Here is a 24,140-nt window from a genome sequence, read left to right as displayed (position 1 = left end):
GGTGTATGGGAGGAGAGTCGGTAACGGCCAAGCATGACACTGCGATGCCGCTGCGATGACAGGTCGATGACGACAGCCACGCGTCTCTGCGCTACACTTTGGCCATGGATGAACCGAAGCCGCCCGCATCCACTGTTTGCAGTCTCGATGAGGCACCCGATGCCTGGCGCGGCTATCTGTCGCCTGCGGAAATCGCCGCCGAGCTGGACCGCCTGCTGCCGCGCATCCGCGACGACGCGCTGCATGCCAGGCTGAAGGCGGTGCGTGACAGCCTGCCGATGCCCACCCCCAAGGACAAAGCCGACTGATGCGCGTTCTGGTTCTCTATGCCCATCCGGTCGAAACCAGTTTCCATGCCGCGCTGCATGCCCGCGTGGTAGCGGCACTGAAAGCCGCCGGCCATGAAGTGGATGACTGCGACCTCTATGCCGAGGGCTTCAATCCGGTGCTGAGCCGGGAGGAGCGCCTGAACTATCACAACACGGCGGTGAATCGCGCGCCGGTGCAGCCTTATGTCGACCGCCTGCTGGCGGCAGAGGCCCTGGTGCTGTGTTTTCCGGTCTGGTGTTTCGGCCTGCCGGCGATCCTGAAGGGCTGGTTCGACCGCGTGCTGATGCCCGGCGTGGCTTTCGACATCAGCGACCCGGCCGATGTGAAACCGGCATTGACGCATCTGAAAAAGATTGCCGCCTTCACCACCTATGGCCGGCCGCGCTGGATGGCATTGTTCATGGGCGACCCGCCGCGCAAGGTGATCACGCGATACCTGCGCGCGCTGACCGGCGGCACCCGCGTGGACTATCACGCCTATTACCACATGAATGTGGCGACGCCGGAATCCCTGCGCCGGCATCTGGACCGCGTCGATGCGCTGATGCGCCGGTTTTAGGACTGCGATTTTCAGGGGAAAATGGTGCCCAGGGACGGAGTTGAACCGCCGACACGAGGATTTTCAGTCAGACGTTTATATTATATATTTCAATATGTTGCTTGCAAAACCTCTGGATACGGGCCGACTCTATATCAATGAGTTACTAGTGTTTTGCAAAACCAATCCTGAGGACCACACAGCCCAAATTCAATTGACCTTATTATTACTTATGAGTAATATTATATTAATTCATAAATCATCGTAAGATACGAAAGATACCTATGGACCCGGTTACAAATCCCTTTGCACCTGGTGCAGGCAGTCAGCCACCGGAATTAGCCGGACGCGATGAAATTCTTGAACGCAGCAAGATTACATTGGCGCGAGTTCGCGCTGGTCGCCACGCCAAGAGTTTCATGCTGGTGGGTTTGCGCGGAGTGGGCAAAACGGTCCTGCTCAATAAAATTGAAGAGGTCGCTGAAGCACAGGGCTTTATCGCCGCTGTTATCGAAATTCCTGAAACTAAAAGGCTGACGGAAGTACTTATCCCTTGCCTCAGGAAGATTCTCTACCGCCTCGACACGAAGGAGAAAGTTACCGAAGCCGTTAAGAGCGGCATGATGGTGCTTCGCGCTTTCGCCAACGCAGTGAAAGTCACAATTGGTGAAGTAGATTTTGGCTTAAGCATTGAACCACTGAAAGGCACCGCCGACAGCGGTGATATCGAAGCAGACCTTCCTGATCTTTTTGAAGCGATTGGTAACGCCGCGAAGGCAAGAGGGACTGCTGTCGCACTCATCATTGATGAACTTCAATATGTCGACGAGAACGAATTCAGTGCTCTCATAATGGCCATGCATCGTGTATCCCAGAAACAGTTACCCCTCGTGCTCATTGGCGCTGGCCTGCCACAGCTAGTAGGTCTTGCTGGCAAATCTAAATCATACGCGGAAAGACTCTTCGATTATCCAAAAGTGGACGCACTAAGCGATTCCGATACCATCAAAGCAATAGAAGAACCGGCAAAACGGGAAGGAGTAGACTTCACTTCAGAAGCCCTTGCGTATGTGAAAAAAGTGACTGAGGGATATCCCTATTTCTTGCAGGAATGGGGATACCATTCATGGAATATCGCCGCGCAGTCCCCCATTACAATTGATGACGTCAACGCCGCCAGTATTAATGCAATTTCCAGCTTGGATGAGAGCTTCTTCCGAGTGCGATTTGATCGCCTCACCCCACGGGAGCGCGATTACATGTTCGCAATGGCGAAGCTGGGAGCAGGCCCTCATCGCTCCGGCGACATTGCAGGACAACTCCGTGTTGCTGTTGAAAGCATTGCTCCCGTTCGCAGCTCTCTAATCAAAAAGGGCATGATTTACAGCCCCGCCCACGGCGACACCGCATTTACTGTCCCGATGTTTGATAAATATCTGATGCGAATTCAGTCTAAAGCCGTGGGCCAAGGCAAAGGCTAAAGCACTGACACGCGAGGACCTGTTGAGGCCGAGTCTCGCAGGGTGGTGGAGGCTTTTGAGTATAGATAGAGAAGTGCTTTGATCGGTTCATTGTATCGAAGACAAATGAACCCAAGCTCACCTCATGGCTTAGACGCGAATCAATGACTTGCTTGCAAAACTTTTTCGAGTTTTGCAGTTCAAGCAACCTAAAATCACCGACTAAGTATTTGAAAAGATGGTGCCCAGGGACGGAGTTGAACCGCCGACACGAGGATTTTCAGTCCTCTGCTCTACCAACTGAGCTACCTGGGCACGGGTATCTTCGATACCGCCGTTACGGCTTTTATTCGCAACGGCGCGCGGTTATAGACAAATTCCCCTGCCCTGTCCATATCAGGGCGGAACAATTTTATCCTGCGGTGGAAATACCTTAGCCGATGCCGTCAGCCCCCGAAACCAGCGCCGCCATTGTCGTTTCCGGCCTTGCCAAGACCTATGGCACGGCCGACAAGCAGGTGCGCGCCGTGGATGGCATCGACTTCCAGGTGGCGCCGGGCAGCGTGACCGCCCTGCTGGGCGGCAATGGCGCCGGCAAGACCACCACGATCGCCATGCTGCTCGGCCTGCTGAAACCCTCGGCCGGCAGCATCCATATCCTCGGCACCGACATGCTGCGCGACCGGCATCACATCCTGCCGCGGCTGAATTTCTCCTCGCCCTATGTCGACTTGCCGCATCGCCTGACCGTGCGGCAGAACCTGAAGGTGTTTGCCGGGCTCTATGCGGTGCCGCAGGCTGCGGCGCGCATCGAGCAGCTGGCCGAGGAACTGAACTTCGCCGCCCTGCTCGACCGGCCGGCCGGGGCGCTGTCGGCCGGGCAGAAAACCCGCGTTGCACTGGCCAAGGCGCTGATCAACCAGCCCGACATGCTGCTGCTGGACGAGCCAACGGCCTCGCTGGATCCCGATACCGCCGACTGGGTGCGCAGCCTGCTGGAGAAATACCGGCAGGAGCGCGGCATCACCATCCTGCTGGCCTCGCATAACATGGGCGAGGTCGAGCGGCTGTGCGACCAGGTGCTGATGATGAAGGAAGGCCGCATCGTCGACCGCGGCAGTGCACCAGACCTGATCGACCGCTATGGCCGGCGCAATCTGGAGGAAGTGTTCCTCGATATCGCGCGCGGCCAGGGCAAGGCTGCCGCGCTGGAAGGGGCACCGGCATGAGCACCGGCATGAACAGTGGCAGCAGCATCAGCTGCAGCCTGCAGCGCATGACCGCCATGCTGCTGCGGCACTGGTATCTGCTGTCGGGGTCATGGACCCGCGTGGTCGAGCTGATCTACTGGCCGGCGGTGCAGATGATCATGTGGGGCTTCCTGACCCAGTTCCTGGCCGGCAAGACCTCGTATGTCGCCCAGGCCTTTGGCGTGTTCATCGCCGGCATGATGCTGTGGGATTCGATGTTCCGCGTGCAGCTGGGCGTGGCGATCTCGTTCCTGGAAGAAATGTGGTCGCGCAATCTGGGCAATCTGTTCGTCAGCCCGCTGCGGCCCGGTGAATTCGCCGCCTCGATCCTGGCGATGGGCCTGATCCGCACCCTGGTCGGCATGGTCCCGGTCAGTTTCATGGCCTGGGTGTTTTTCGATTTCTCGGTCTACGGCATGGGCCTGGCGCTGGCCGCGTTCTTTTTCAGCCTGATCATGTTCGGCTGGGCCATCGGCGTCGCGGTCTGCGGCCTGATCATGCGCCACGGTCTGGGCGCCGAAAGTGCGGCCTGGGGCGCCATGTTCCTGATCCTGCCGGTGGCTGCCGTCTATTACCCGGTCAGCGTGCTGCCCGGCTGGCTGCAGCTGGTCGCATGGTCACTGCCGCCGGCCTATGTCTTCGAAGGCATGCGCGCGCTGCTGGTCGATGGCGTGCTGCGCAGCGACCTGCTGATCGGCGCCTTTGCGCTGAACGCACTGTATCTGGCGCTCGGCTTCATCATCTTCCTCAGCCTGTTTGAATCGGCGCGCCGGCGCGGGCTGCTACTGGGCCAGGGTGAGTAGGGTCACGCCATCGGTCATCAGCCGCCCGAGCAGGCGCGTCGGCAGCAGGGTGAACAGGCCCGGGATCACCAGGGCGCCGAAAAACAGGCCGGTCATCGCCATGCGATGCCGGGTGACCTTGCCGCGCCGGATCGCCAGCACCGCCAGCGGCACCAGAACCAGCACCAGCACGCTCAGGCCATGAATCGGGCTGTAGCCGTCCCGCATGCCGGTGATCCAGAAGGAACTGATCGCCGCCGTCAGCATCAGGCCGACCCAGATCCAGCCCAGCAACCGGTGCGAGAGGGTGCCCTTGCGGCGGGCCAGCATCATGATTCCCAGCAGCAGCGCCAAAATTGTCGCCGTGAGATGGATATGAACGGCTGGGCCGGCCGTTAGGAGGGGCGTGAAATTCATGCCCCGAGCCTGCCCCACCCCCTGCAAACCGGCCAGCAACTTGCTATATAGATGTGATTACGATCACCGGTTTTCCGGGGACTTTCCGCCTGCCATCAAGGATCTCTCATTAAGGATCTCTCCGTGAGCGCCACCATTGCCCTGGTCGATGACGACCGCAACATCCTGACCTCCGTCTCGATCGCCCTGGAAGCCGAAGGCTACAAGGTCCGCACCTATAACGACGGCGCCGAGGCGCTGCGCCACCTGACCCAGCAGTTGCCGGATCTGGTGATCCTCGACATCAAGATGCCGCGTCTCGATGGCATGGAAACCCTGAGCCGCCTGCGCCGCGTCAGCCAGGTGCCGGTGATCTTCCTCACCTCGAAAGACGAGGAGATCGACGAGGTGCTCGGCCTCAAGATGGGCGCCGACGACTATATCACCAAGCCGTTCAGCCAGCGCCTGCTGATCGAGCGCATCAAGGCCGTGCTGCGGCGCGCCGAGGCCAACCGGCCGGGCGCCGAGGAAACCGCCAGCGACAAGATGGTGGTGCGCGGTCCGCTCAGCCTGGACCCGGCGCGGCATCGCTGCACCTGGAAAGGCGAGGAAGTGGTGCTCACGGTCACCGAGTTCCTGCTGCTGGATGCCCTGGCACAGCGGCCGGGCCATGTGAAGAACCGCGACCAGTTGATGGATGCGGCCTATGACGACAATGTCTATGTCGACGACCGCACCATCGACAGCCACATCAAGCGGCTGCGCAAGAAATTCAAGATGGTCGACGATGACTTCGATTCAATTGAGACGCTGTATGGTGTCGGCTATCGCTTCAAGGAACAGCCGGCCTGACCGTTTCAGACCAGCAGCCGGGCCGGAGTAGCAGGATGCAAAGCAGGGAGAGTGGGCGGTGACCGATCAGTCTCCGCGGCGGCGACTGATGTCGCCGCTGACGCGCCGCATCCTGCTGATCAACCTGGCGGCGCCGATTGCACTGGTGCTGGCCTTCTTCTATCTCGACCAGTTCCGCCTCAGCCTGATCGATACGCGGCTGACCGCACTGCGCTACGAGGCCGACCTGATCGCCGGCGCCCTGGGCGAGTCCGCGATCAGCCCGTCGGAATTCACCCCCACGCTGGATCCGGAACTGGCCCGCCAGCTGCTGCGCCGGCTATCGGCACAGTCGAGTGCGCGCGCCCGGCTGTTCGATGCCGAGGGCGAGTTGATTGCCGACAGCCGGCTGCTGCTGGCCGCCGGCCGCGGCGTGGTGACCCGGCAACTGCCGCCACCGAATATTGATACGCCATGGGAACGCGCGCTGATCGGTCTTTACGACAAGGTCAATGCCCTGTTCATGACTACGCTCGACCTGCAGAAGTATGTCGAACTGCCATTCACCCACGCCAATGACTATGCCGAAGCACAGCGCGCGCTGATAGGCGAAAATGCCGACAGGCTGCGCGACCTGCCCGATGGCCGCATCATGCTGTCGGTCGCTGTGCCGGTGCAGGGCCTGCGCAAGGTGATGGGCGCCCTGCTGCTGAATGTCGACAGCGCCGAACTGGATGCCCGGGTACGTGAGGAGCGGCTGGGCGTGCTCAAGGTGTTTGCCGCCGTGCTCGGCTTCACTGTGCTGGCCTCGCTGTATCTGGCCGGCGCCATCGTGCGGCCGATCCACCGTCTGGCCGAGGCCGCCGAACGCATCCGCGCCGCCAAGGGCCGCATCGCCCATCTGTCGCTGCCGGACTATTCAGGCCGCCAGGATGAAATCGGCGATCTCTCCAGCGTGCTGCGCGCCATGACGGCCGCCCTGTCGCAGCGACTGGATTCGATCGAGCAGTTTGCCGCCGATGTGTCGCATGAGATCAAGAATCCGCTCACCTCGCTGCGTAGCGCCATGGAAACCTTCCTGCGCACCGAGAAACCGGAGTTGCGCGCCCGCCTGCTGACCGTGATGCAGGATGATGTGCGCCGCATGGATCGCCTGATCACCGATATCTCGGGTGCGTCGCGGCTGGATGCCGAACTGGCGCGCAGCGAAGCCCAGCCGGTGGATATCGCCGAGATGCTGCGCTCGGTGGTGGAAACCTACACCACCCGCCTGGCTGAAACCGGCCCGCAGATCGATCTGAAACTGATCGAGCCCGGTCCCTATCTGGCGCCCGGCTTCGAGGGCCGCATCGGCCAGGTGGCCCGCAACCTGCTCGACAACGCCATTTCCTTCAGCCCGCCAGACAGCACGATCAATGTCGTGGTGAAACGCGAACCGCGCCACATCATGTTCAGCGTCACCGACGAAGGGCCCGGCATTCCGGCTGAAAACCTGGAATCGATCTTTGAGCGCTTCTACAGCGAACGGCCGGCGAGCGAGGCCTTCGGCCTGCATTCCGGTCTCGGTCTCTCCATCGCCCGTCAGGTGGTGCAATCGCTCGGGGGCGAGATCCGTGCCGAGAACCGCGACGATGGCCGGACCGGCGCCCGCTTCACGGTCCGCTTGCCGTTGTAGGCCACCCGGCTTTGCAGGTCGTCTGGGCCGTTAACCAAGGCAACTCTGCATAAGGATGTATTGACTCTGCCCGGATGCCTCGGCAGGCTGCGCGCCCATGCTGACCCTCCATGCTAGCTGCGTGGCGATTGCCGGCGCAGCGGTGCTGCTGCGCGGTCCGTCCGGAGCTGGAAAATCCGATCTTGCGCTCCGCCTGCTTGATGCCGGCGCCGGCCTTGTGGCCGATGATCAGACACGCCTGCTGCGTGATGGCGGCCGCCTGATCGCCAGTGTACCGCCGGCGCTGCATGGTCTGCTGGAAGTGCGCGGCCTGGGGCCGGTTGCGCATCCCTGTATCGGTTCGATGCCGGTGGCCCTGCTGATCGACCTGGTACCGCGTGATGACGTACCACGCCTCCCTGAGCCGCGCTTTGAAGCCTTTCTCGATATCGCACTGCCTTGCCTGTCGCTGCACGCCTTTGAGCCCAGCGCCACGGCAAAGGTGAAATGGGCACTGGCGCGGGCCGTCGCCGGCAGGCTGTTCCAGCCCGAGGAAATTCGCGCGGAAGACACCCGTCTTGGGGAAAGCCCCATCACCACGCTGCTCAAGCGCAAAGCCTGAATGATGAGTACCGCTGCCGATCCGATCCGTTTTGTTGTCGTCAGCGGCCTATCCGGCGCTGGTAAAACCACTGCGCTCAAGCTGCTTGAAGACTACGGCTACGAGGCGGTCGATAACCTGCCGATGCCACTGCTGCGTCGCCTCACCATGGCCGACGACGACAGCAATCCGAACAGCGACAGTCAGCCGCGCCGTGCGATTGCCGCCGGCATCGACAGCCGCACCCGCGATTTCCAACCCGACCGGCTGATCGCGCTGCTGACCGAACTGAAGCAGCGCCCGGATCTTGCCGTGCAGCTGCTGTATTTCGATTGTGAGGACGAGGTGCTGCTCAAGCGCTTCACCGCCACCCGCCGGCGCCATCCGCTGGCTGCCGATCGGCCGATTGCCGACGGGATCGCGGCCGAGCGGCGGCTGATGCAGCCCCTGCGGACCGAGGCTGACCTGGTGATCGACACTTCGGCCGTCACATTGCCCGAATTCCGGCAGGTTCTGGCCGCGCAATTCGCGCTGGACGCCCTGCCCGGCCTCAGTATCATGGTGCTCTCATTTTCCTATAAACTCGGCCTGCCGCGCGAGGCGGACTTGGTGTTCGATGTGCGCTTCCTGCGCAATCCGCATTATGATGAAATCCTGCGCCCGCAGACCGGCACCGACCCAGGCGTTGCCAACTATGTCACTGCCGATCCCAGCTATGCAGATTTCTTTGTCCGGCTTCGCGACATGATCGATACCCTGGTGCCGCGCTATGCCGCCGAGGGCAAGCGCTACCTGACCATTGCGATTGGTTGCACAGGCGGGCGGCACCGCTCCGTTGTGGTTGCCGAGGCACTGGGCAAACACTTGCGCGAAACCAGCCAACGTGTCGATATCCGCCACCGCGACCGCGATCTCACCAGCGTCTGAGACGCAGCCGCCAAGGAATCCCCCGACCCATGACCAGCAACAAAATCGATAGTGTCCCATGATCGGTATTGTCGTCGTCACCCACGGCCGCCTTGCCGAAGAATTCATCAACGCCACCGAGCATGTGGTCGGGCCACAGAAGAACATGCGCGCCGTCTGCATCGGGCCCGATGACGACATGGAACAGCGCCGCCAGGATATCCTCGCCGCTGTCGCCGCCGTCGATGCTGGCAAGGGCGTCATCGTGCTGACCGACATGTTTGGCGGCACGCCGTCCAATCTCGCGATCTCGATCATGGACCAGGCCAAGGTCGAGGTGATCGCCGGCGTCAACCTGCCGATGCTGATCAAACTGGCCAGCGTGCGCGGCAAAGCCGAGCTGGCCAGCGCCGTCAGCGCCGGTCAGGAAGCCGGCCGCAAATACATCAACGTCGCTTCCAAGCTGCTGGCCGGAGAATCTGCCTGATGGATGCAGCGGCATCGAGTGGCGCGCCCCTGCACCGCAGCGTCACCATTCCCAACCAGCGGGGGCTGCATGCCCGTGCCGCGGCCAAGTTCGTCCAGGTGGTGGCACGCTTCCCGCAGGCCAAAATCCAGGTCTCCAAGGATGGCCAGACCGTCAATGGCGAATCCATCATGGGCCTGATGATGCTGGCCGGGACCCAGGGCAGCAGTATCGATATCACCGCCTCCGGCACCGAAGCGGCCGCCGCCCTGGAGGCCCTGATCGCCCTGGTGGAGGGTAAATTCGGGGAATCTGAATAGCCTGACCTTAAAATCTATATACCTATATAAAGATTTCTTTATGTAATGCTGGACAGGCCCGCCCGGCGCCTGCTATATCCGCGCCCAGTGTAAAATCTCGCCAAACTGGAGCTGCGAAATGAGCGCGGATTATATCGTTAAAGACATCGGCCTGGCCGACTGGGGCCGCAAGGAACTGGACATGGCCGAGACCGAGATGCCCGGTCTGATGGCCACCCGCGCCGAATTCGGCAAGGCCCAGCCGCTGAAGGGCGCCCGCATCGCCGGCTCCCTGCACATGACGATCCAGACCGGCGTGCTGATCGAGACGCTGAAGGCACTCGGCGCCGATATCCGCTGGGCCTCGTGCAACATCTATTCGACCCAGGACCATGCCGCTGCTGCGATCGCTGCCGCCGGCATCCCGGTCTTCGCCGTGAAGGGCGAGACTCTGGAAGAATACTGGGACTACACCCACAAGATCTTCGAATGGGCCGATGGCGGCACCCCGAACATGATCCTCGACGACGGCGGCGACGCCACCCTGCTGATCCACCTGGGCATGCAGGCCGAGAAGGATGCCTCGGTGATCTCCAAGCCGACCAATGAGGAAGAGACCGTCCTCTACGCCGCGATCGCCAAGAAGCTGAAGACCTCGCCCGGCTGGTATTCCAAGATGGGCGCCGCGATCAAGGGCGTGACCGAGGAAACCACCACCGGCGTGCATCGCCTGTATGTGATGGCCAAGGAAGGCCGCCTGCTGTTCCCGGCGATCAACGTGAACGACAGCGTGACCAAGTCCAAGTTCGACAACCTGTATGGCTGCCGCGAAAGCCTGGTCGACGGCATCCGCCGCGGCACCGACGTGATGATGGCCGGCAAGATTGCCGTCATCGCCGGCTATGGCGACGTGGGCAAGGGCTCGGCCGCTTCCTTACGCAATGCCGGCTGCCGCGTCATGGTCACCGAAATCGATCCGATCTGCGCTCTGCAGGCGGCGATGGAAGGCTATGAGGTCGTGACCATGGAAGATGCCGCGCCCAAGGGCGACATCTTCGTCACTGCCACCGGCAATCTGGACGTCATCACCATCGAACACATGCGCGCCATGAAGCATCGCGCCATCGTGTGCAACATCGGCCACTTCGACAGCGAGATCCAGATCGGCGCGCTGAAGAACATGAAGTGGCACAATGTGAAACCGCAGGTCGACGAGGTCGAGTTCCCCGACAAGAAGCGCATTATCGTTCTGTCGGAGGGCCGCCTGGTCAACCTGGGCAATGCCACCGGCCATCCGAGCTTCGTGATGAGCGCCTCCTTCACCAACCAGGTGCTGGCCCAGATGGAACTCTGGACCAACCCGGGCAAGTACGACAAACAGGTCTACACCCTGCCCAAGCACCTGGACGAGAAGGTCGCCAGCCTGCATCTGGAAAAGGTCGGCGCCAAGCTGACCAAGCTGACCCCGGTGCAGTCGAAGTATCTCGGCATCGGCGAAAAGGGTCCGTTCAAGCCGGATCATTATCGCTACTAAGCGACCCCTGAATCGGGGCGAATCGCCCCGCATGCGCAAAGGCCGGGCCAGGAAACAACCTGGGCCGGCCTTTGTCGTTTTTAACGCCTTGTTTTGCACGGCTCGGCTGGCCGATAGTGGCGCCATGTCTGGGGCCAGAACACCTGCAATACCGGAGACTGTCGCGTGAGCGAGTTGCTGTGGCTGACGGCACTGGCCGGCACTGCCGCGGCAGGCCTAGCCGCTTGGCAGGCCTTGCGCCTGCGCGACATGGCCGAGCAGTTGCGCCGCGCCGAAGCCGAGATGGCCGCCACCGCCATTGCCCGCGACGGCGAGCGCAAGGCGTCGACGGCCCTGCAGCAACGCCTCGATACCCTGACGGCCGAGACCGACCGCCTGCGCCAGGCCGAAGCCCAGGCTAGTACCCTGCTGGATGCCGCCCCCTTCCCGATCTGGCGTCGCGACGGCGAAGGCCGCCTGATCTGGGTCAACGCGCGCTATGCCTTGATGGCAGAAACCACCGCACAGGATGCGGTGGAACGCGGCCTGGAACTGGCCTCGGCCCATGACCTCGACCAGCCGCGTGATCTGGCGCTGGCGGCCCGCGCCGCCGCCACGCTGAAATCGCAGGAGCGCCGCTTTGTCGCCGAGGGTGACCGCCGAAATTACCGAATCTTTGAACTTCCGGTCGGCGAAGGTACGCTTGGCTTCGGCCAGGATATCACGCCCGAAGCCGATGCCCGTGGCCAGCTGCGCCGCCATATGGACGCACATATGGAGGTGCTGCGCACCATTTCGACTGCTACCGCGATCTACGGGCCGGACAAGAAATTGCTGATCTGGAACCGCGCCTATGCACGGCTGTGGCAGCTGGATGAATCCTGGCTGGAAACCCGCCCCACCTTTGGCGAGGTGCTGGAGCAGTTGCGTGCTGAACGCCGCCTGCCCGAACAGATCGACTGGCAGACCTATAAGCGTGGCCAGCTCTCGCTCTTCACCACGGTAATCGAGCGGTCGGAAGAACTGATCCACCTGCCCGATGGCTCGACGCTACGCCTGGTCATCAGCGCCTATCCCTCGGGCGGCCTGCTGTTCGCCTATGACGATGTGACACGGCAATTGACCCTGGAGCGCGCCACCAACACCATGATCGCGGTGCAGCGCGCCACGCTCGACAACCTCTATGAAGCCGTTGTCGTCTACGGCTCCGACGGACGCCTGTCGCTGTATAACCGCGCCTTCTCGCAGCTCTGGCAGATCGATACCGACATGCTGAACCGCCAGCCGCATATCACCGAGGTGATGGAAGCGGCCCGCCCCCTGATGCAGCGCGGCCCGGACTGGGTGCAGCTGCGTGAACGCCTGATCGACAGCTTCGCCAGTCGCAAAGGCACACGCGGTCGCCTGGAGCGTGGCGATGGCACGGTGATCGACTATGTTTCGGTGCCGCTGCCTGATGGGGCCGTGCTCTATACCTATCTGGATGTCAGCGCCAATATCCGCATCGAGCGTGCCTTGCGCGAACGCAATGAGGCGCTGGAGCGGACCGACCGCATGAATGCGGCCTTCATCAGCAATATCACGCATGACCTGCGCTCACCGCTGGGCACGCTGATCAGTATGACAGAAGTACTGTCGCAGGGCATTCTTGGCCCGATGAATGCGCGACAGGAAGAATACTGCGCTGATATCATGATCACCTCGCGCGACCTGCTGCGCCTGCTGGATGACATCATTGCCATCGCCACCATCGAAGTTGGCCAGATGGCTCTGGAACCCGCCGAACTTTCGCTCGATACCCTGTGGCGCGAGGATGCAGCACTGTGGCGCGAACTGGCCGACCGCCGCGCTATTGTGCTCGACCTGCCTTTGCGTAGCGGCAGCGGCGCCATTATCGGTGATGGCCAGCGCCTGCGGCAGGCGCTCGACAGCGTGATGGCCGTGGCACTGGATGGCACACCGCAGGGCGGCCGCGTGGCCCTGCAGCTTTCTGCCGACGATGAATCGCATCTGGGCTTAAGGGTGGAGTGCCACAGCGGCGGCCTGAGTCCTGTGCAGCCGCGCCAACTGTTTGCCGATCTGGTCGATGCACCCGATCAACGCCGGGTCAATGCCGATCTGTCGCTGGTGGTAGCGCGCGGCCTGTTCGACCTGCATGGCGCCCAGCTCAGACTGGATGGTGCCGATGGTGCCCAGGCGGTTGAAATCCTGCTGCCACGCTATCCACTGCCCGAGCCCGGCCCGATTGCGGCACTCCTGAGCCGTCAGTAGACTCGACAGCCATGCCGATGATTCGTTGCTATCAGTTGCCCGACGAAGCGGCCACGATCGCTTTAGCGGTGCTGCTGGCCGACCGTCTGCAGCCCGGGGATGCCCTGCTCCTGGATGGTCCGCTCGGTGCCGGCAAGACCTGCTTTGCCCGCGGCCTGATCCGGCATCTGAGCCACGAGGAAAGCGTCGAAGTGCCAAGCCCGAGCTTCAACCTGGTACTGACCTATGACACGTCGAAAGGCATGCTGTGGCATTTCGATCTCTATCGTGTGAATGATCCACGCGAACTGGATGAACTCGGCCTCGACGACGCCCTGCGCGAGGGCATCACCCTGATCGAATGGCCTGACCGTCTTGGCAGCCATGCCCCGGCCACGGCCCTGACCGTGGCGCTCTCGCTCACCCGTGACGCCGGCGGGCCGCGACAGGCCGAATTACATGGCGATGCCACCTGGGCCACACGCTTGGCCGATCTTCCTGCCGCTTTCAGCTATGCCGCCGATGTCTGACCGTCTTGCACTTTCAAGGGACTTCCTTCAGCGCGCCGGCTGGGGCAACGCTGTGCGCTCGAATCTCGCCGGCGACGCCTCTTTCCGCAAATACGAACGACTGAACCGTAATGGCGAACCCGCGGTGCTGATGGATGCGCCGCCGCCGCAGGAAGACGTCCGCCCCTTCCTACGTATCGCCCGGCACCTGCAAGCTCTGGGCTATAGTGCGCCTCGCGTGCTGGCCGAAGATGTCGAACACGGCTTCCTGCTGCTGGAAGATCTCGGCGACGATCTCTTCGCCCGTCTGCTCAAGCAGGGCAGCGATGAGGCAATGCTGTATGAAGCCACCATCGATTTCCTGCTCGACCTGCATCGCCATCCCGCACCGGCAGGACTCGCACCCTATGACGAGACGCGACTGGCCACCGAAGCCGAACTCTTCATCGACTGGTACCTTCCAGCCCTGACCGGTCGCGACACGTCAGCGGCATTACGGCAGGCCTTTCGATTCTTCTGGAATATCCTGGCCCCGGAAGTGGCGCTGGATGCCATGCCGCAAAGTCGTGTCCTGGTGCTGCGCGACTTCCATGCCGAGAACCTGATCTGGTTACCGCAGCGCAGTGGCGCAGCGAAACTCGGCCTGCTCGATTTCCAGGATGCGGTTGCCGGCCATCCGGCCTATGACCTCGTCTCCCTGCTGGAGGATGCGCGCCGCGACGTGCCGCCTGAACTGGCCGAGGCCATGCTGCAGCGCTATATCGCCGGCAGCGGTGTGAATGACGCCGCTTTCCGCCGCGGCTATGCCATTCTCGGTGCCCAGCGCAACATCCGCATCCTCGGCGTCTTCACCCGGCTGTGGAAACGCGACGGCAAGCCGCATTACCAGGCCTTTATGCCGCGTATGTGGAATCTGGTCGAACGCGATCTTGCCCATCCGGCACTGGCTGATCTGCGTCACTGGCTCGATGCCATGGTATCGCCGGAGCAGCGTTATACGCCGCTGCCTGGGCTGACATGAACGCCGGCCCGCACACTGCAATGGTACTGGCGGCCGGACTTGGTACGCGCCTGCGGCCGATCACCGACCACACGCCCAAGCCGCTGATCCCGGTGGCAGGGCGCACATTGCTGGATCGCTGCCTCGATCGCCTGGTCGAAGCCGGGGTGCAGCGCGCCGTGGTCAACACCCATTGGCTCGGTGACCAGATTCGCGCGCATCTCAAAGTCCGTCGTGACATCGAAATCGTGATCTCCGATGAAAGCGCCCTGCTGCTGGAAACCGGAGGCGGCATCGCCAAGGCCCTGCCGCTGCTCGGCACCGCCCCCTTCTTTTCGGTCAATGCCGATCTGATCTGGCACGACGAGACCACTGACACCGCATTGCAGCGCCTGGCTGCGGCTTTTGATCCCGCCACCATGGATGGCCTGCTGCTGCTGCAACCGCGCGCACGGGCCGACGGCTATGGAGGGCCAGGCGATTTCTCGCTCGACACCGATAGCCGCCTGATGCGGCGCGGCAGCAATATCACGGCGCCCTATGTCTATACCGGGGTGCAGATTGTATCGCCGGCCCTGTTCCGCGATCCACCTGGCGGGGCCTTTTCGCTGAACATCCTCTATGATCGTGCCATCGCCGCCGAGCGGCTTCATGGCCTGGTCCATCATGGACAATGGATGGATGTCGGGACTCACGAAGGTCTCAGGCACGCCGAAGCGACGCTGCATGACGACGCCAGCTAGCCCAACGGTCTACACCATCGCACCGGGCAGGCCGTTCCTCGACCTGCTGGCGCGGGGAATCCTGCGGCAGCATGGCGCCGATCCGCTGCAGTTGTCGCGCGTCACGGTGCTGCTGCCGACACGGCGCGCCTGCCGTGCACTGGCTGAAGCCTTCCTGCGCCAGGGCGATGGCAAGGCGCTGCTATTGCCGACCATCCGCCCGCTCGGCGATGTGGACGAAGACGAGCTCGATCTGCGCGGCATCGGCGAAACCGGCGATGACGCCCTGCCTTTTGGCACGCTGGAACGCAGCCTGCTGCTGGCCCGGTTGGTGATGGCCTCGCCTCTTGCCGGCGGTGACAGCGCCAATGCATTGCGGCTGGCGCGCGAACTCGGCCACCTGCTTGATACCGCCGCCACCGAGGAAGTCGGCCTCGAGCGCCTGCCCGATCTGGTGCCGGCAGAGCTTGCCGGCCACTGGCAGCAGACCCTGGATTTCCTGCAGGTGATCCGTGAGAACTGGCCGGCGATCAAGGCCGAACAGGGTCGTAGCGACAGTGCCGAACATCGCCAGCGCGCCACCCAGCGCTGGATCGAGCACTGGCAGACCTCGCCACCCGGCGATCCCGTCATCGCCGCCGGTTCCACCGGCACCATCCCCGCCACCGCACGATTGCTGAAGCTGATTGCGCGCCTGCCGCAGGGCAGCCTGGTGCTGCCCGGCCTCGACCGCCTGCTGGACGATGTGGCCTGGTCGGCAGCCCATGACGAGCCGACTCACCCACAGCATGCGCTGGCCAGACTTCTCGATACCCTCGGCATCTTGCGTGCGGAGGTGCTGGACTGGCCGGGCGATGGCACACCGAACGCGCGCAGCGCATTGCTGACCGCCGCCCTGCTGCCGCCTGCCGAGACCCATCGCTGGCGGGAACTCCGTGATGATATGGCAGCAGGTGATGCCCTGACCGGTCTGCAGCGGATTGATGCACCGGGTCCACGCGAGGAAGCGCTGGCCATTGCGCTGGCCATGCGCGAGACATTGGAAACCCCGGGGCGTACGGCAGCACTGATCACGCCGGACCGCATGCTCGCGCGCCGCGTTGCGGCCGAGTTGGCGCGCTATGACATCCTGGTCGATGACTCTGCTGGCCAGCCACTGCTCCAGATGGCCCCTGCCGTCTTCCTGCGCCTGCTGGCGACAGCGGTGGCTGAAAACTTCGCACCGGTTGCTTTGCTGGCATTGCTGAAGCATCCCTTCTGCCGCCTCGGCATGCCACGCGAAGAGCTGCTGCGCTGGACGCGAGATGTTGAAATTGCCCTGCTGCGCAAAAGTCGTCCGCTCACCGGTCTTGCGGCCCTGGCAGCCGATCTGGCAAGGACACCGAAATTGCTGCCGCCGCTGGCACGGCTTAGCACCATTGCGCAGCCGCTCATCGACGATACCCAGGCCACCGATCTGAAAACGCTGTTGCAGGTGCAGGTGATCGCGGCCGAAGCCCTGACCGTGGCGCCCGACCAGCCCTCGCCACTGTGGCAGCACGATGCCGGCGAGGCGCTGCATGGACTGGTGGTCGATCTGCTGGCAGCCGCCGATCAGTTTGGCACTGTGACACCCGCCGAATGGCCGCGCCTGCTGGATGCCCTGCTGGAGGGCCAGGTGGTGCGCCCGCGCCGGCAGCTGCATCCGCGCCTCTCCATCTGGGGCCTGCTGGAAGCGCGCCTGCAGCAGGCCGACCGCATCATCCTCGGCGGCCTGAATGAAGGCACCTGGCCGCCACAGGCCAAGGAAGATCCGTGGCTGAGCCGGCCGATGCGTCAGGCGCTCGGCCTGAGCGCGCCGGAATTCCGCCTCGGCCAGACCGCGCATGATTTCGTGCAAGCCGCCAGTGGCAGTGACGTGATCCTGACCCGCGCGGCCAAGGTGGATGGCACGCCCACCGTGCCGGCCCGCTGGCTGTTGCGGCTGGAAGCGCTGCTGGAGAATGACGCACGCTGGAAAGCCACAGCGGCGCCGCAGTATCTCGCCTGGGCCGAACAGTTTGATACACCGGTGCACAGTCTACGCGTTGATCCGCCAAGGCCCTCACCGCCGGTGGCCGCACGGCCACGCAGATTACCAGTTACCGATATTGAAACTTGGGTTCGCGATCCTTACGCCATTTATGCGAAGCGTATACTTGGCTTGCGCCGCCTTGATTTACCCGAACTACCACCTGATGCGCGCCTACGTGGCAATGTCATTCACACTGTTCTAGAGAAATTCCAGGAACGCTATCGCGATGCGCTGCCGGATGAGGCTACTGCAATAGCCGAATTGCTTGATCTTGGCCGAACTGAATTCGGTGGTTGGCTCCAGAGGCCGGATATAGCGGCACTCTGGTGGCCTCGTTTCGAACGTGCCATGCGCTGGTTTCATAGTTATGAGCGCACCCGCCGCACTGAAGGTTTCCGCACGGTTCTACTAGAGCAGAATGGAGCTTTAGAAATCGCAGCGCCTGCAGGGATTTTTACACTTACAGCTACAGCGGACCGTATTGACCATAACCATGCCAAAAACTCTCTAACTATCCTTGACTACAAAACGGGACGTCCCCCATCAGAGAAGGAAGTAAATTCCGGTCTCGCTCCTCAACTTGCTTTGGAAGCAGCAATCGCACAGGTCGGCGGCTTCAAAGATCTACCTAGCAAATATATTGAAGCCTTGATCTACATTCGCTTAACTGGAGGTGAGGAACCCGGGACTGCAAATGTCATAGAATCTAAACCCAATGCTAGAGAAAAAATCCCCCCCGCCGAGGAACTCGCACAACAAACTTTGGATCGACTCAAACACTGGGTTGGTGAGTTCGACAAAGAATCTATTGCCTATCTGTCGAGGCCTCGTCCGAGGTTTGTAAAGTACCCCGGCGACTACGATCATCTCGCCCGCGTCGCCGAACGCGCCGAAGGCAGCGGGGAGGACACATGACCTCCGATACCGAACTGCAGGTGCATCAGACCAACCAGCGCGTCGCCGCCGATCCGGCACTGTCGGCCTGGGTGGCGGCCAATGCGGGTTCAGGCAAGACCCGCGTGCTGGTCGACCGCGTCACCCGCCTGCTGCTGATGGGAACGCGGCCGAGCGGCATTCTCTGCCTCACCTTCACCAAGGCGGCTGCCGCTGAGATGCAACTGCGCCTGACCGAGCGCCTGGGCAAATGGACCACGCTGTCCGACGCAGCTCTGAAGGCCGACCTGTTCGACCTGCTCGGCCGGCCCATAAACGATACTGACATGCAGGCGGCACGACGACTGTTCGCCCGCACCCTGGAAGCCCCCGGCGGCCTGCGGCTGCAGACCGTGCATGCCTTCTGCGAGGCGCTGTTGAAGCGTTTCCCGGTCGAGGCGCAGGTGCCGCCGGGCTTCAAGGTTGCCGATGATGCAGTCACCGCCGACCTGTTCGCCACGGCGCAGACCCAGGTGCTGGGTAGCAGCCTGACCGACACCGGTTTCGCGCCGGTGATAGGCTTCTTTGCCGCCCGCGTCGATGACGGCCGCTTTGCCGAGCTGCTGAAAGCCTTGCTCAGCCGCCGCCGCGACCTCGCCTTGCTGCTGGCCGCCCATGGCGATGCGGCCGGCGCCATCGGCGCACTCTATGCCCAGCTTGAACTGCCGCCCGATGCCACCCGCGAGATGACGATCGGCCAGCATATCGCAGCCATGCCGCTGGCCGACCTGCGCCGCGCTGTTGCCGCGCTCTGCGGCGGCAGCGCCAACGACAAAAAGCTTGGCCTGCCGCTGGGCGACTGGCTGGCAGCGGGCGCATCTGCGGAAACGTTTGAAGAAAACTGGCTTGCCAGATTTTTCACCAGTGAAGGCAAACCGCGCGACAAGCTGGCGAACAAGGCAGCTGAAAAGATCGAATCTGACTGTGGTGACATCCTCGCGCTGGAACAGGATCGCCTGATCGCGCTGAAGCAGCAGCTCAACAAGCTGACTGTGGCTGAAGCGACCGCCATGCTGATGCGGCTGGGGGAAGCACTGCTGGAGGCATATGCAGCGCTGAAGCTTTCGCGCGGCCTGCTGGATTACGACGACCTGATCCTGCGCGCCCGCGATCTGCTGGTCGAGCCGAGCCAGGTGCCCTGGGTGATGTTCAAGCTGGATCGCGGCATCGACCATATCCTGGTGGATGAGGCACAGGATACCAGCCCGGACCAGTGGTCGGTGGTGGCGGCACTGGCCGAAGAATTCTTCAGCGGCACCGGCGCACGCGACGATGTGCGCCGCACGGTGTTCGCCGTCGGCGATGTGAAGCAGTCGATCTACAGTTTCCAGGGCGCGCGGCCACAGGCCTTCCTCGACATGCGCAGCGAATTCCGCCGCCGCGCCGAGACGGTGGGCGAGCAGTTGCATCCTGTGCCGCTGGAAATGTCGTTCCGCTCCGCTCCCGCCGTGCTGCAGCTGGTGGATGCGGTCTTCGCCGATGACGCCGCCAAGCCCGGTGTCGTCGAGGATGGTACAATCCTCCGGCACAAGGCCAAGCGCCGCGACGAGGCCGGCCGCATCGAACTCTGGCCTCCGTTCAAGCCCGATCCGAAGGTACAAAGCGAACCCTGGGAAGCACCGCTGGATTATGTCGGCGCCAGGGATCCGCGCCGCCGCCTTGCCGATGAGATCGCCCAGCAGATCCGCCGCTGGATGGACACTGAGGAACTGCCGAGCCTGGGTCGCCGCGTGCAGCCGGGCGATGTGATGATCCTGGTGCGCCGCCGTAATGTATTCTTCGAAGCGATGGTGCAGGCGCTGAAAACGGCTGGCGTACCGGTGGCCGGTGCCGACCGCATGAAGCTGGCCGAACAGATTGCAGTGCTTGACCTGCTGGCGCTCGGTGCCTTCTGCCTGCTGCCGGACGATGACCTGACGCTCGCCACCGTGCTGAAAGGCCCGCTGTTCAATTTCAGCGAAGACGATCTGTTCGCGCTGTGCTGGAATCGCACCAAACCGCGCCTGTGGCACGAGCTGCAGCGCCGGTCGGATGAGAATCCGGCCTGGAAAGCCGCCAGCGAAGAGCTGCATCGCTGGCTGGCTCGTGCCGATCTGGTGCCGCCGTTTGCACTCTATGCCGAGTTGCTGGGTGCGGGTGGTGGACGGCGCCGGCTGGTGGCGCGACTGGGGCCGCAGGCCAACGAGCCGATCGATGAATTTCTCGCCGCCACCCTGTCCTATGAACGCGAAGCCGCACCAAGCCTGCAGGGCTTCCTGAGTTGGTTCCCGCGCCATGCCGGCGAGGTGAAACGCGATCTCGACCAGGGCCGCAACGAAGTGCGCGTGCTGACCGTGCATGGTGCCAAGGGCCTGGAAGCGCCCATCGTCATTCTGCCCGACAGCTGCGACCTGCCGCAGGACCAGAGCAGCAGCGGCCTGCTCTGGGGCGAGGCACCGGTTCCGCCTGTGCATGCCACTGGCCCATCCGCGGCGCGCGCTGTGCCGCAGCTCTACTGGCCGATGCGCAAGGACAATGACACCGCGATCACCGCCGGCCTGCGCAGCCTGCGCAATGCCGAGCAGATGGCCGAGTATCGCCGCCTGCTCTATGTCGCCCTGACGCGCGCCCGTGACCGGCTCTATGTCTGCGGCTATCTCGGCAGCCGCAATGCCGAAAAAGGCCCGCCGCTGGGCAGCTGGTATGATCTGGTGTCCGCCGGCCTGGACCGACTGACCCCGCTGCAGACTGCCGCCCTGCCATGGGGCGATGAAGCACGGCGTTACGAGACCAATCCGGACAGCCGGGCTACCGCCAGCCCGACGATAACCTCTGCTGCACCGACCGCTGCCCCCGCCTGGCTGCAGGCCGCCCCATCACCGGAACCAACACCACCCAGGCCACTGAGCCCGTCACAGCCCAGCCGCCCCGAACCGGCCCCCCTGAGCCCGACAGCACCCGACCGCCTTGCCGGCCTCGCACGCGGCCGATTAATTCACCGCCTGCTGCAGACCGTGCCCGACCTGCCTGAGGCCGAGCGGGAAACAGCCGCACGGCGCTTCCTGGCCCATCCTGGCCATGGTCTGGATATGGCCAGCCAGACCGGCCTGCTGGGCGAGACCATGACTCTGCTGCGCGATCCGGCCTTCGCCGCGGTATTCCAGCCCGGCGCGCGCGCGGAAGCGCCACTGGCCGGACGGATCGGGCAACGCCTGGTCACCGGCCAGGTCGACCGCCTGCTGGTCACCGATGCCGCCGTGCTCGTCGTCGATTACAAGACAAACCGGCCACCGCCTGTCTCGGTGCAGGATGTCGACCCGGCGTATCTGGATCAGATGGCGCTGTATCGCGGCCTGCTGCAGCAGGTGTTTCCCGGACGATCCGTGCAGGCGGCACTGGTCTGGACCCATGCCGCGCGTCTCATGCCCTTGCCCGACAGCCTGCTGGATCAACGCCTTGCCGCTTTCACCGCAACGTGAGTAGTCGTAGGCTGGGAGCATGCCTAGGTTCACCTCCATGACGATGATTTCACCACGCCGCATGACCGCGCTGCTGCCGGCCCTTTTGATGGCGCTGGGGCTGGCGGCACCGGCTTTCGCGCAGAACCAGACGGCGCCGCAACCTGTGATACTTGAACTGTTCACCAGCCAGGGCTGCAACTCCTGCCCGCCGGCGGATGCCCTGATGCAGGACTGGCTGAAACAGCCCGGGGTGATCCCGATCTCGCTGCATGTCGATTACTGGGATTATCTCGGCTGGAAAGACACACTGAGCCGCAAGGGCCACGCCGTGCGCCAGCAGGATTACGCGCGCAATTCCGGCAAGCGCGAAGTCTACACGCCGCAAGTGGTGATCAATGGCCAGTATGCCGTGGTCGGCTCCGATCGCGACGCGGTCGCCTATGCGATTGCCAAGGCACGCAAGCAGCAGCAACAGGTATCGATGCGTGCCGAGCGCAACAAGACAACCGGGGCATGGCAGGTGCAGGTCGGGCCGCTGCCCCAATGGCAGGGCGAGGCCAAGCTGGTGCTGTGCCGATATGATACCAAGCATGAAGTTTCCATCGAGCGTGGCGAGAATAGTGGTCGCACACTGAATTATCTCAATGTCGCCCGCGCCTGGGGCGATCTGGGCCGCTGGAAAGGCCAGAGCGCCAGCTACGACGTGCCCGACCTGAGCAGCACCGACTGGAGCCGCCAGGGTGTCGTGGTGATGCTGCAGACACTCAGCAATGACGGCGTCGGGCCGATTATCGCGGCGGTCGACATCAAGGGCGCTCCATAAACCTTTCCGCGACGGCGGCCCCGCAAAGGTTACAGCCCTGGAGTTGACAGCCCGGGCGCCACAGCCGAAGCTTTCTCCATGATAACAGCCCGCTTTCCCGGGATTGCCATATGGCGGTGAGCAATCGGATCGAACATCGCCTGCGTGCGGCAGACCGCAACGACCTGTCGCGCCTGGGCGAGATTGCCCGCACCAGCCTGGCCGACGCGGCAAGCCTTGATCTCGCCGCCCTGCAGAAAGAGGAAAACCTGTTTGTCGCCGAGTGGCGCACCGCCATCGACGGCTTCATGGTGCTGCTGCCGCTGCAGAGCAGCCTGCTGATCAGCCGGCTGGTGGTGGCAGAAGAGGCTCGCAAACAGGGTCTGGGTGCCTGGCTGCTCGACTGCGCCGCCTTCCATGCCCGCAGCCTTGATCTGGTTGCCGTCGAAATCCAGCGACCGGAACAGGACAAGGCCGGTATCGCCTGGCTGGCCAAGCGCGGCTTTGTGCGCAATCCGCATGGCGGCAACAAGATCTATCTCAGCCGCAGCGTCTGATAAAAAAAGAACGGGGAAATACCGATGAGCGACAGCACATCCACCCAGGATAAATCAGCCCTGCGACCATCCAGCACCGTGCTGATGGTGCGCGATGGCATCGCCGGCCTTGAAGTCTTCATGGTCAAGCGCAACCACGCCATCGACTTTGCCTCCGGCGCCATGGTGTTTCCCGGCGGCAAGCTGGCTGAGGGCGACAGCGATCCGGTGCTGATGGGCCGCCACGCCCGGCCTGGAAATTTCGATCCGCAGCTGACCGCCTTTGCCTTTGGCGCAATCCGCGAGGCCTTTGAGGAATCCGGCCTGCTGCTGGCGCGCGCCAAGGGCGATGGCGCCTTGCTGCCGGCCAGCCGCATCGAGACTCTTGATCACTGGCGCGAACCGCTCAATCGTGGCGACAAGACGCTCCGCGACATGGCCGAGGCCGAAGGCCTGGATTACGCGCTGGATACCCTGATTCCATTTGCGCACTGGATCACGCCCGAGGTGATGCCCAAAAGATTTGATACCTGGTTCTTCCTGGCACCCGCACCAGCAGACCAGATTGGCGTGCATGACGGCTCGGAATCGGTGGAATCCGAATGGGTCGGCGCGCAGGCCGCATTGGATGACTGGGAAGCCAAGACACGCACCATTGTGTTTGCCACTCGCATGCAGCTGGTGAAACTGGCCCGTGCGAAAACAGTAGCCGACGCCATGGCGATCACGCAGCAGGATGCTATCGTCGATGTGATGCCGGTACTCGACAAGACATCCTTCTCCGAGCCGCATCTGCGCATTCCGGCTGCTGCCGGTTATGGTGTCACCGAAGTGCCGCTCAGTCGTGTCGGGATGTAGGCGCGTCGGGA

Annotated in this window: 22 protein-coding genes and 1 tRNA gene; 21 read left to right on the top strand and 2 right to left on the bottom strand. The window is 62.9% G+C overall.

What is annotated here, in order from left to right; translation table 11 throughout:
• The first annotated feature begins 104 nt into the window (after positions 1 to 104).
• The 3 genes from AAG799_RS04215 to AAG799_RS04205 all read left to right on the top strand — a co-directional run bounded on the left by AAG799_RS04215 (position 105) and on the right by AAG799_RS04205 (position 2,349).
• Positions 105 to 308, top strand: a complete 204-nt coding sequence (locus AAG799_RS04215; RefSeq protein ID WP_341894550.1) for a hypothetical protein — start codon at positions 105 to 107, stop codon at positions 306 to 308.
• Positions 308 to 889 carry an NAD(P)H-dependent oxidoreductase gene (locus tag AAG799_RS04210; RefSeq protein WP_341894549.1) on the top strand — a complete coding sequence of 194 codons (582 nt, stop codon included), beginning with the start codon at positions 308 to 310 and terminating at the stop codon, positions 887 to 889. The genes AAG799_RS04215 and AAG799_RS04210 overlap by 1 nt, the downstream gene beginning before the upstream one ends.
• 263 nt (positions 890 to 1,152) lie before the next feature.
• Positions 1,153 to 2,349 carry an ATP-binding protein gene (locus AAG799_RS04205; protein ID WP_341894548.1) on the top strand — a complete coding sequence of 399 codons (1,197 nt, stop codon included), beginning with the start codon at positions 1,153 to 1,155 and terminating at the stop codon, positions 2,347 to 2,349.
• Positions 2,350 to 2,567: 218 nt separating this feature from the next.
• On the opposite strand, the gene AAG799_RS04200 is transcribed toward AAG799_RS04205, so the two are convergent.
• Positions 2,568 to 2,643, bottom strand: a tRNA-Phe gene (locus AAG799_RS04200).
• 125 nt (positions 2,644 to 2,768) lie between these two features.
• Here AAG799_RS04200 and AAG799_RS04195 point away from each other — a divergent pair.
• Both AAG799_RS04195 and AAG799_RS04190 read left to right on the top strand, forming a co-directional pair.
• On the top strand, positions 2,769 to 3,557 hold the full coding sequence (locus tag AAG799_RS04195) for an ABC transporter ATP-binding protein (protein ID WP_341894547.1): 789 nt from the start codon (positions 2,769 to 2,771) through the stop codon (positions 3,555 to 3,557).
• Positions 3,554 to 4,381 carry an ABC transporter permease gene (locus AAG799_RS04190; protein WP_341894546.1) on the top strand — a complete coding sequence of 276 codons (828 nt, stop codon included), beginning with the start codon at positions 3,554 to 3,556 and terminating at the stop codon, positions 4,379 to 4,381. Before AAG799_RS04195 ends, AAG799_RS04190 begins: the two co-directional genes overlap by 4 nt.
• Here AAG799_RS04190 and AAG799_RS04185 read toward each other — a convergent pair.
• On the bottom strand, positions 4,361 to 4,777 hold the full coding sequence (locus AAG799_RS04185) for a DUF2306 domain-containing protein (RefSeq protein WP_341894545.1): 417 nt from the start codon (positions 4,775 to 4,777) through the stop codon (positions 4,361 to 4,363). The two genes, AAG799_RS04190 and AAG799_RS04185, sit on opposite strands and share 21 nt — an antisense overlap.
• 123 nt (positions 4,778 to 4,900) lie before the next feature.
• Here AAG799_RS04185 and AAG799_RS04180 point away from each other — a divergent pair, with 123 nt between their 5' ends.
• From AAG799_RS04180 to AAG799_RS04105, 16 genes are all read left to right on the top strand, one after another.
• Positions 4,901 to 5,608, top strand: coding sequence for a response regulator transcription factor (locus tag AAG799_RS04180; protein ID WP_341894544.1), 708 nt, complete (start codon positions 4,901 to 4,903; stop codon positions 5,606 to 5,608).
• A gap of 58 nt (positions 5,609 to 5,666) precedes the next feature.
• Complete coding sequence (locus AAG799_RS04175) at positions 5,667 to 7,262, top strand: stimulus-sensing domain-containing protein (protein WP_341894543.1); 1,596 nt, start codon at positions 5,667 to 5,669, stop codon at positions 7,260 to 7,262.
• 97 nt (positions 7,263 to 7,359) lie between these two features.
• Complete coding sequence (locus AAG799_RS04170; protein WP_341894542.1) at positions 7,360 to 7,863, top strand: HPr kinase/phosphatase C-terminal domain-containing protein; 504 nt, start codon at positions 7,360 to 7,362, stop codon at positions 7,861 to 7,863.
• The gene (gene rapZ, locus AAG799_RS04165) at positions 7,864 to 8,769 is read left to right on the top strand and encodes an RNase adapter RapZ (protein ID WP_341894541.1); all 906 of its coding nucleotides are present in this window, start codon (positions 7,864 to 7,866) and stop codon (positions 8,767 to 8,769) included.
• Positions 8,770 to 8,827: 58 nt separating this feature from the next.
• Complete coding sequence (locus tag AAG799_RS04160; protein WP_341894540.1) at positions 8,828 to 9,235, top strand: PTS sugar transporter subunit IIA; 408 nt, start codon at positions 8,828 to 8,830, stop codon at positions 9,233 to 9,235.
• The gene (locus AAG799_RS04155; RefSeq protein WP_341894539.1) at positions 9,235 to 9,534 is read left to right on the top strand and encodes an HPr family phosphocarrier protein; all 300 of its coding nucleotides are present in this window, start codon (positions 9,235 to 9,237) and stop codon (positions 9,532 to 9,534) included. Before AAG799_RS04160 ends, AAG799_RS04155 begins: the two co-directional genes overlap by 1 nt.
• Positions 9,535 to 9,652: 118 nt before the next feature.
• On the top strand, positions 9,653 to 11,047 hold the full coding sequence (ahcY, locus tag AAG799_RS04150) for an adenosylhomocysteinase (RefSeq protein WP_341894538.1): 1,395 nt from the start codon (positions 9,653 to 9,655) through the stop codon (positions 11,045 to 11,047).
• A 165-nt stretch (positions 11,048 to 11,212) separates the two neighbouring features.
• The gene (locus tag AAG799_RS04145) at positions 11,213 to 13,297 is read left to right on the top strand and encodes a PAS-domain containing protein (RefSeq protein WP_341894537.1); all 2,085 of its coding nucleotides are present in this window, start codon (positions 11,213 to 11,215) and stop codon (positions 13,295 to 13,297) included.
• Positions 13,298 to 13,308: 11 nt separating this feature from the next.
• Positions 13,309 to 13,806: a tRNA (adenosine(37)-N6)-threonylcarbamoyltransferase complex ATPase subunit type 1 TsaE gene (gene tsaE / locus AAG799_RS04140; RefSeq protein WP_341894536.1), complete on the top strand. Its 498-nt coding sequence runs from the start codon at positions 13,309 to 13,311 to the stop codon at positions 13,804 to 13,806.
• Entirely contained in the window at positions 13,799 to 14,806 is a 1,008-nt protein-coding gene (locus tag AAG799_RS04135) for a phosphotransferase (RefSeq protein ID WP_341894535.1), read from the top strand. Before tsaE ends, AAG799_RS04135 begins: the two co-directional genes overlap by 8 nt.
• Entirely contained in the window at positions 14,803 to 15,528 is a 726-nt protein-coding gene (locus tag AAG799_RS04130) for a nucleotidyltransferase family protein (RefSeq protein WP_341894534.1), read from the top strand. Before AAG799_RS04135 ends, AAG799_RS04130 begins: the two co-directional genes overlap by 4 nt.
• Positions 15,512 to 18,475, top strand: a complete 2,964-nt coding sequence (addB, locus tag AAG799_RS04125; protein ID WP_341894533.1) for a double-strand break repair protein AddB — start codon at positions 15,512 to 15,514, stop codon at positions 18,473 to 18,475. Before AAG799_RS04130 ends, addB begins: the two co-directional genes overlap by 17 nt.
• Positions 18,472 to 21,951, top strand: coding sequence for a double-strand break repair helicase AddA (gene addA, locus AAG799_RS04120; protein WP_341894532.1), 3,480 nt, complete (start codon positions 18,472 to 18,474; stop codon positions 21,949 to 21,951). Before addB ends, addA begins: the two co-directional genes overlap by 4 nt.
• 37 nt (positions 21,952 to 21,988) lie before the next feature.
• Entirely contained in the window at positions 21,989 to 22,756 is a 768-nt protein-coding gene (locus tag AAG799_RS04115) for a DUF1223 domain-containing protein (protein ID WP_341894531.1), read from the top strand.
• A gap of 110 nt (positions 22,757 to 22,866) precedes the next feature.
• Positions 22,867 to 23,292 carry a GNAT family N-acetyltransferase gene (locus tag AAG799_RS04110; protein ID WP_341894530.1) on the top strand — a complete coding sequence of 142 codons (426 nt, stop codon included), beginning with the start codon at positions 22,867 to 22,869 and terminating at the stop codon, positions 23,290 to 23,292.
• A 24-nt stretch (positions 23,293 to 23,316) separates the two neighbouring features.
• Complete coding sequence (locus AAG799_RS04105; protein ID WP_341894529.1) at positions 23,317 to 24,129, top strand: hypothetical protein; 813 nt, start codon at positions 23,317 to 23,319, stop codon at positions 24,127 to 24,129.
• Positions 24,130 to 24,140: the final 11 nt, after the last annotated feature.

The organism is Ferrovibrio terrae (assembly GCF_943371255.1).
GTDB classification, from domain to species: Bacteria; Pseudomonadota; Alphaproteobacteria; order Ferrovibrionales; family Ferrovibrionaceae; genus Ferrovibrio; species Ferrovibrio terrae_B.
This window is presented reverse-complemented; position numbering and strand designations above follow the sequence as displayed.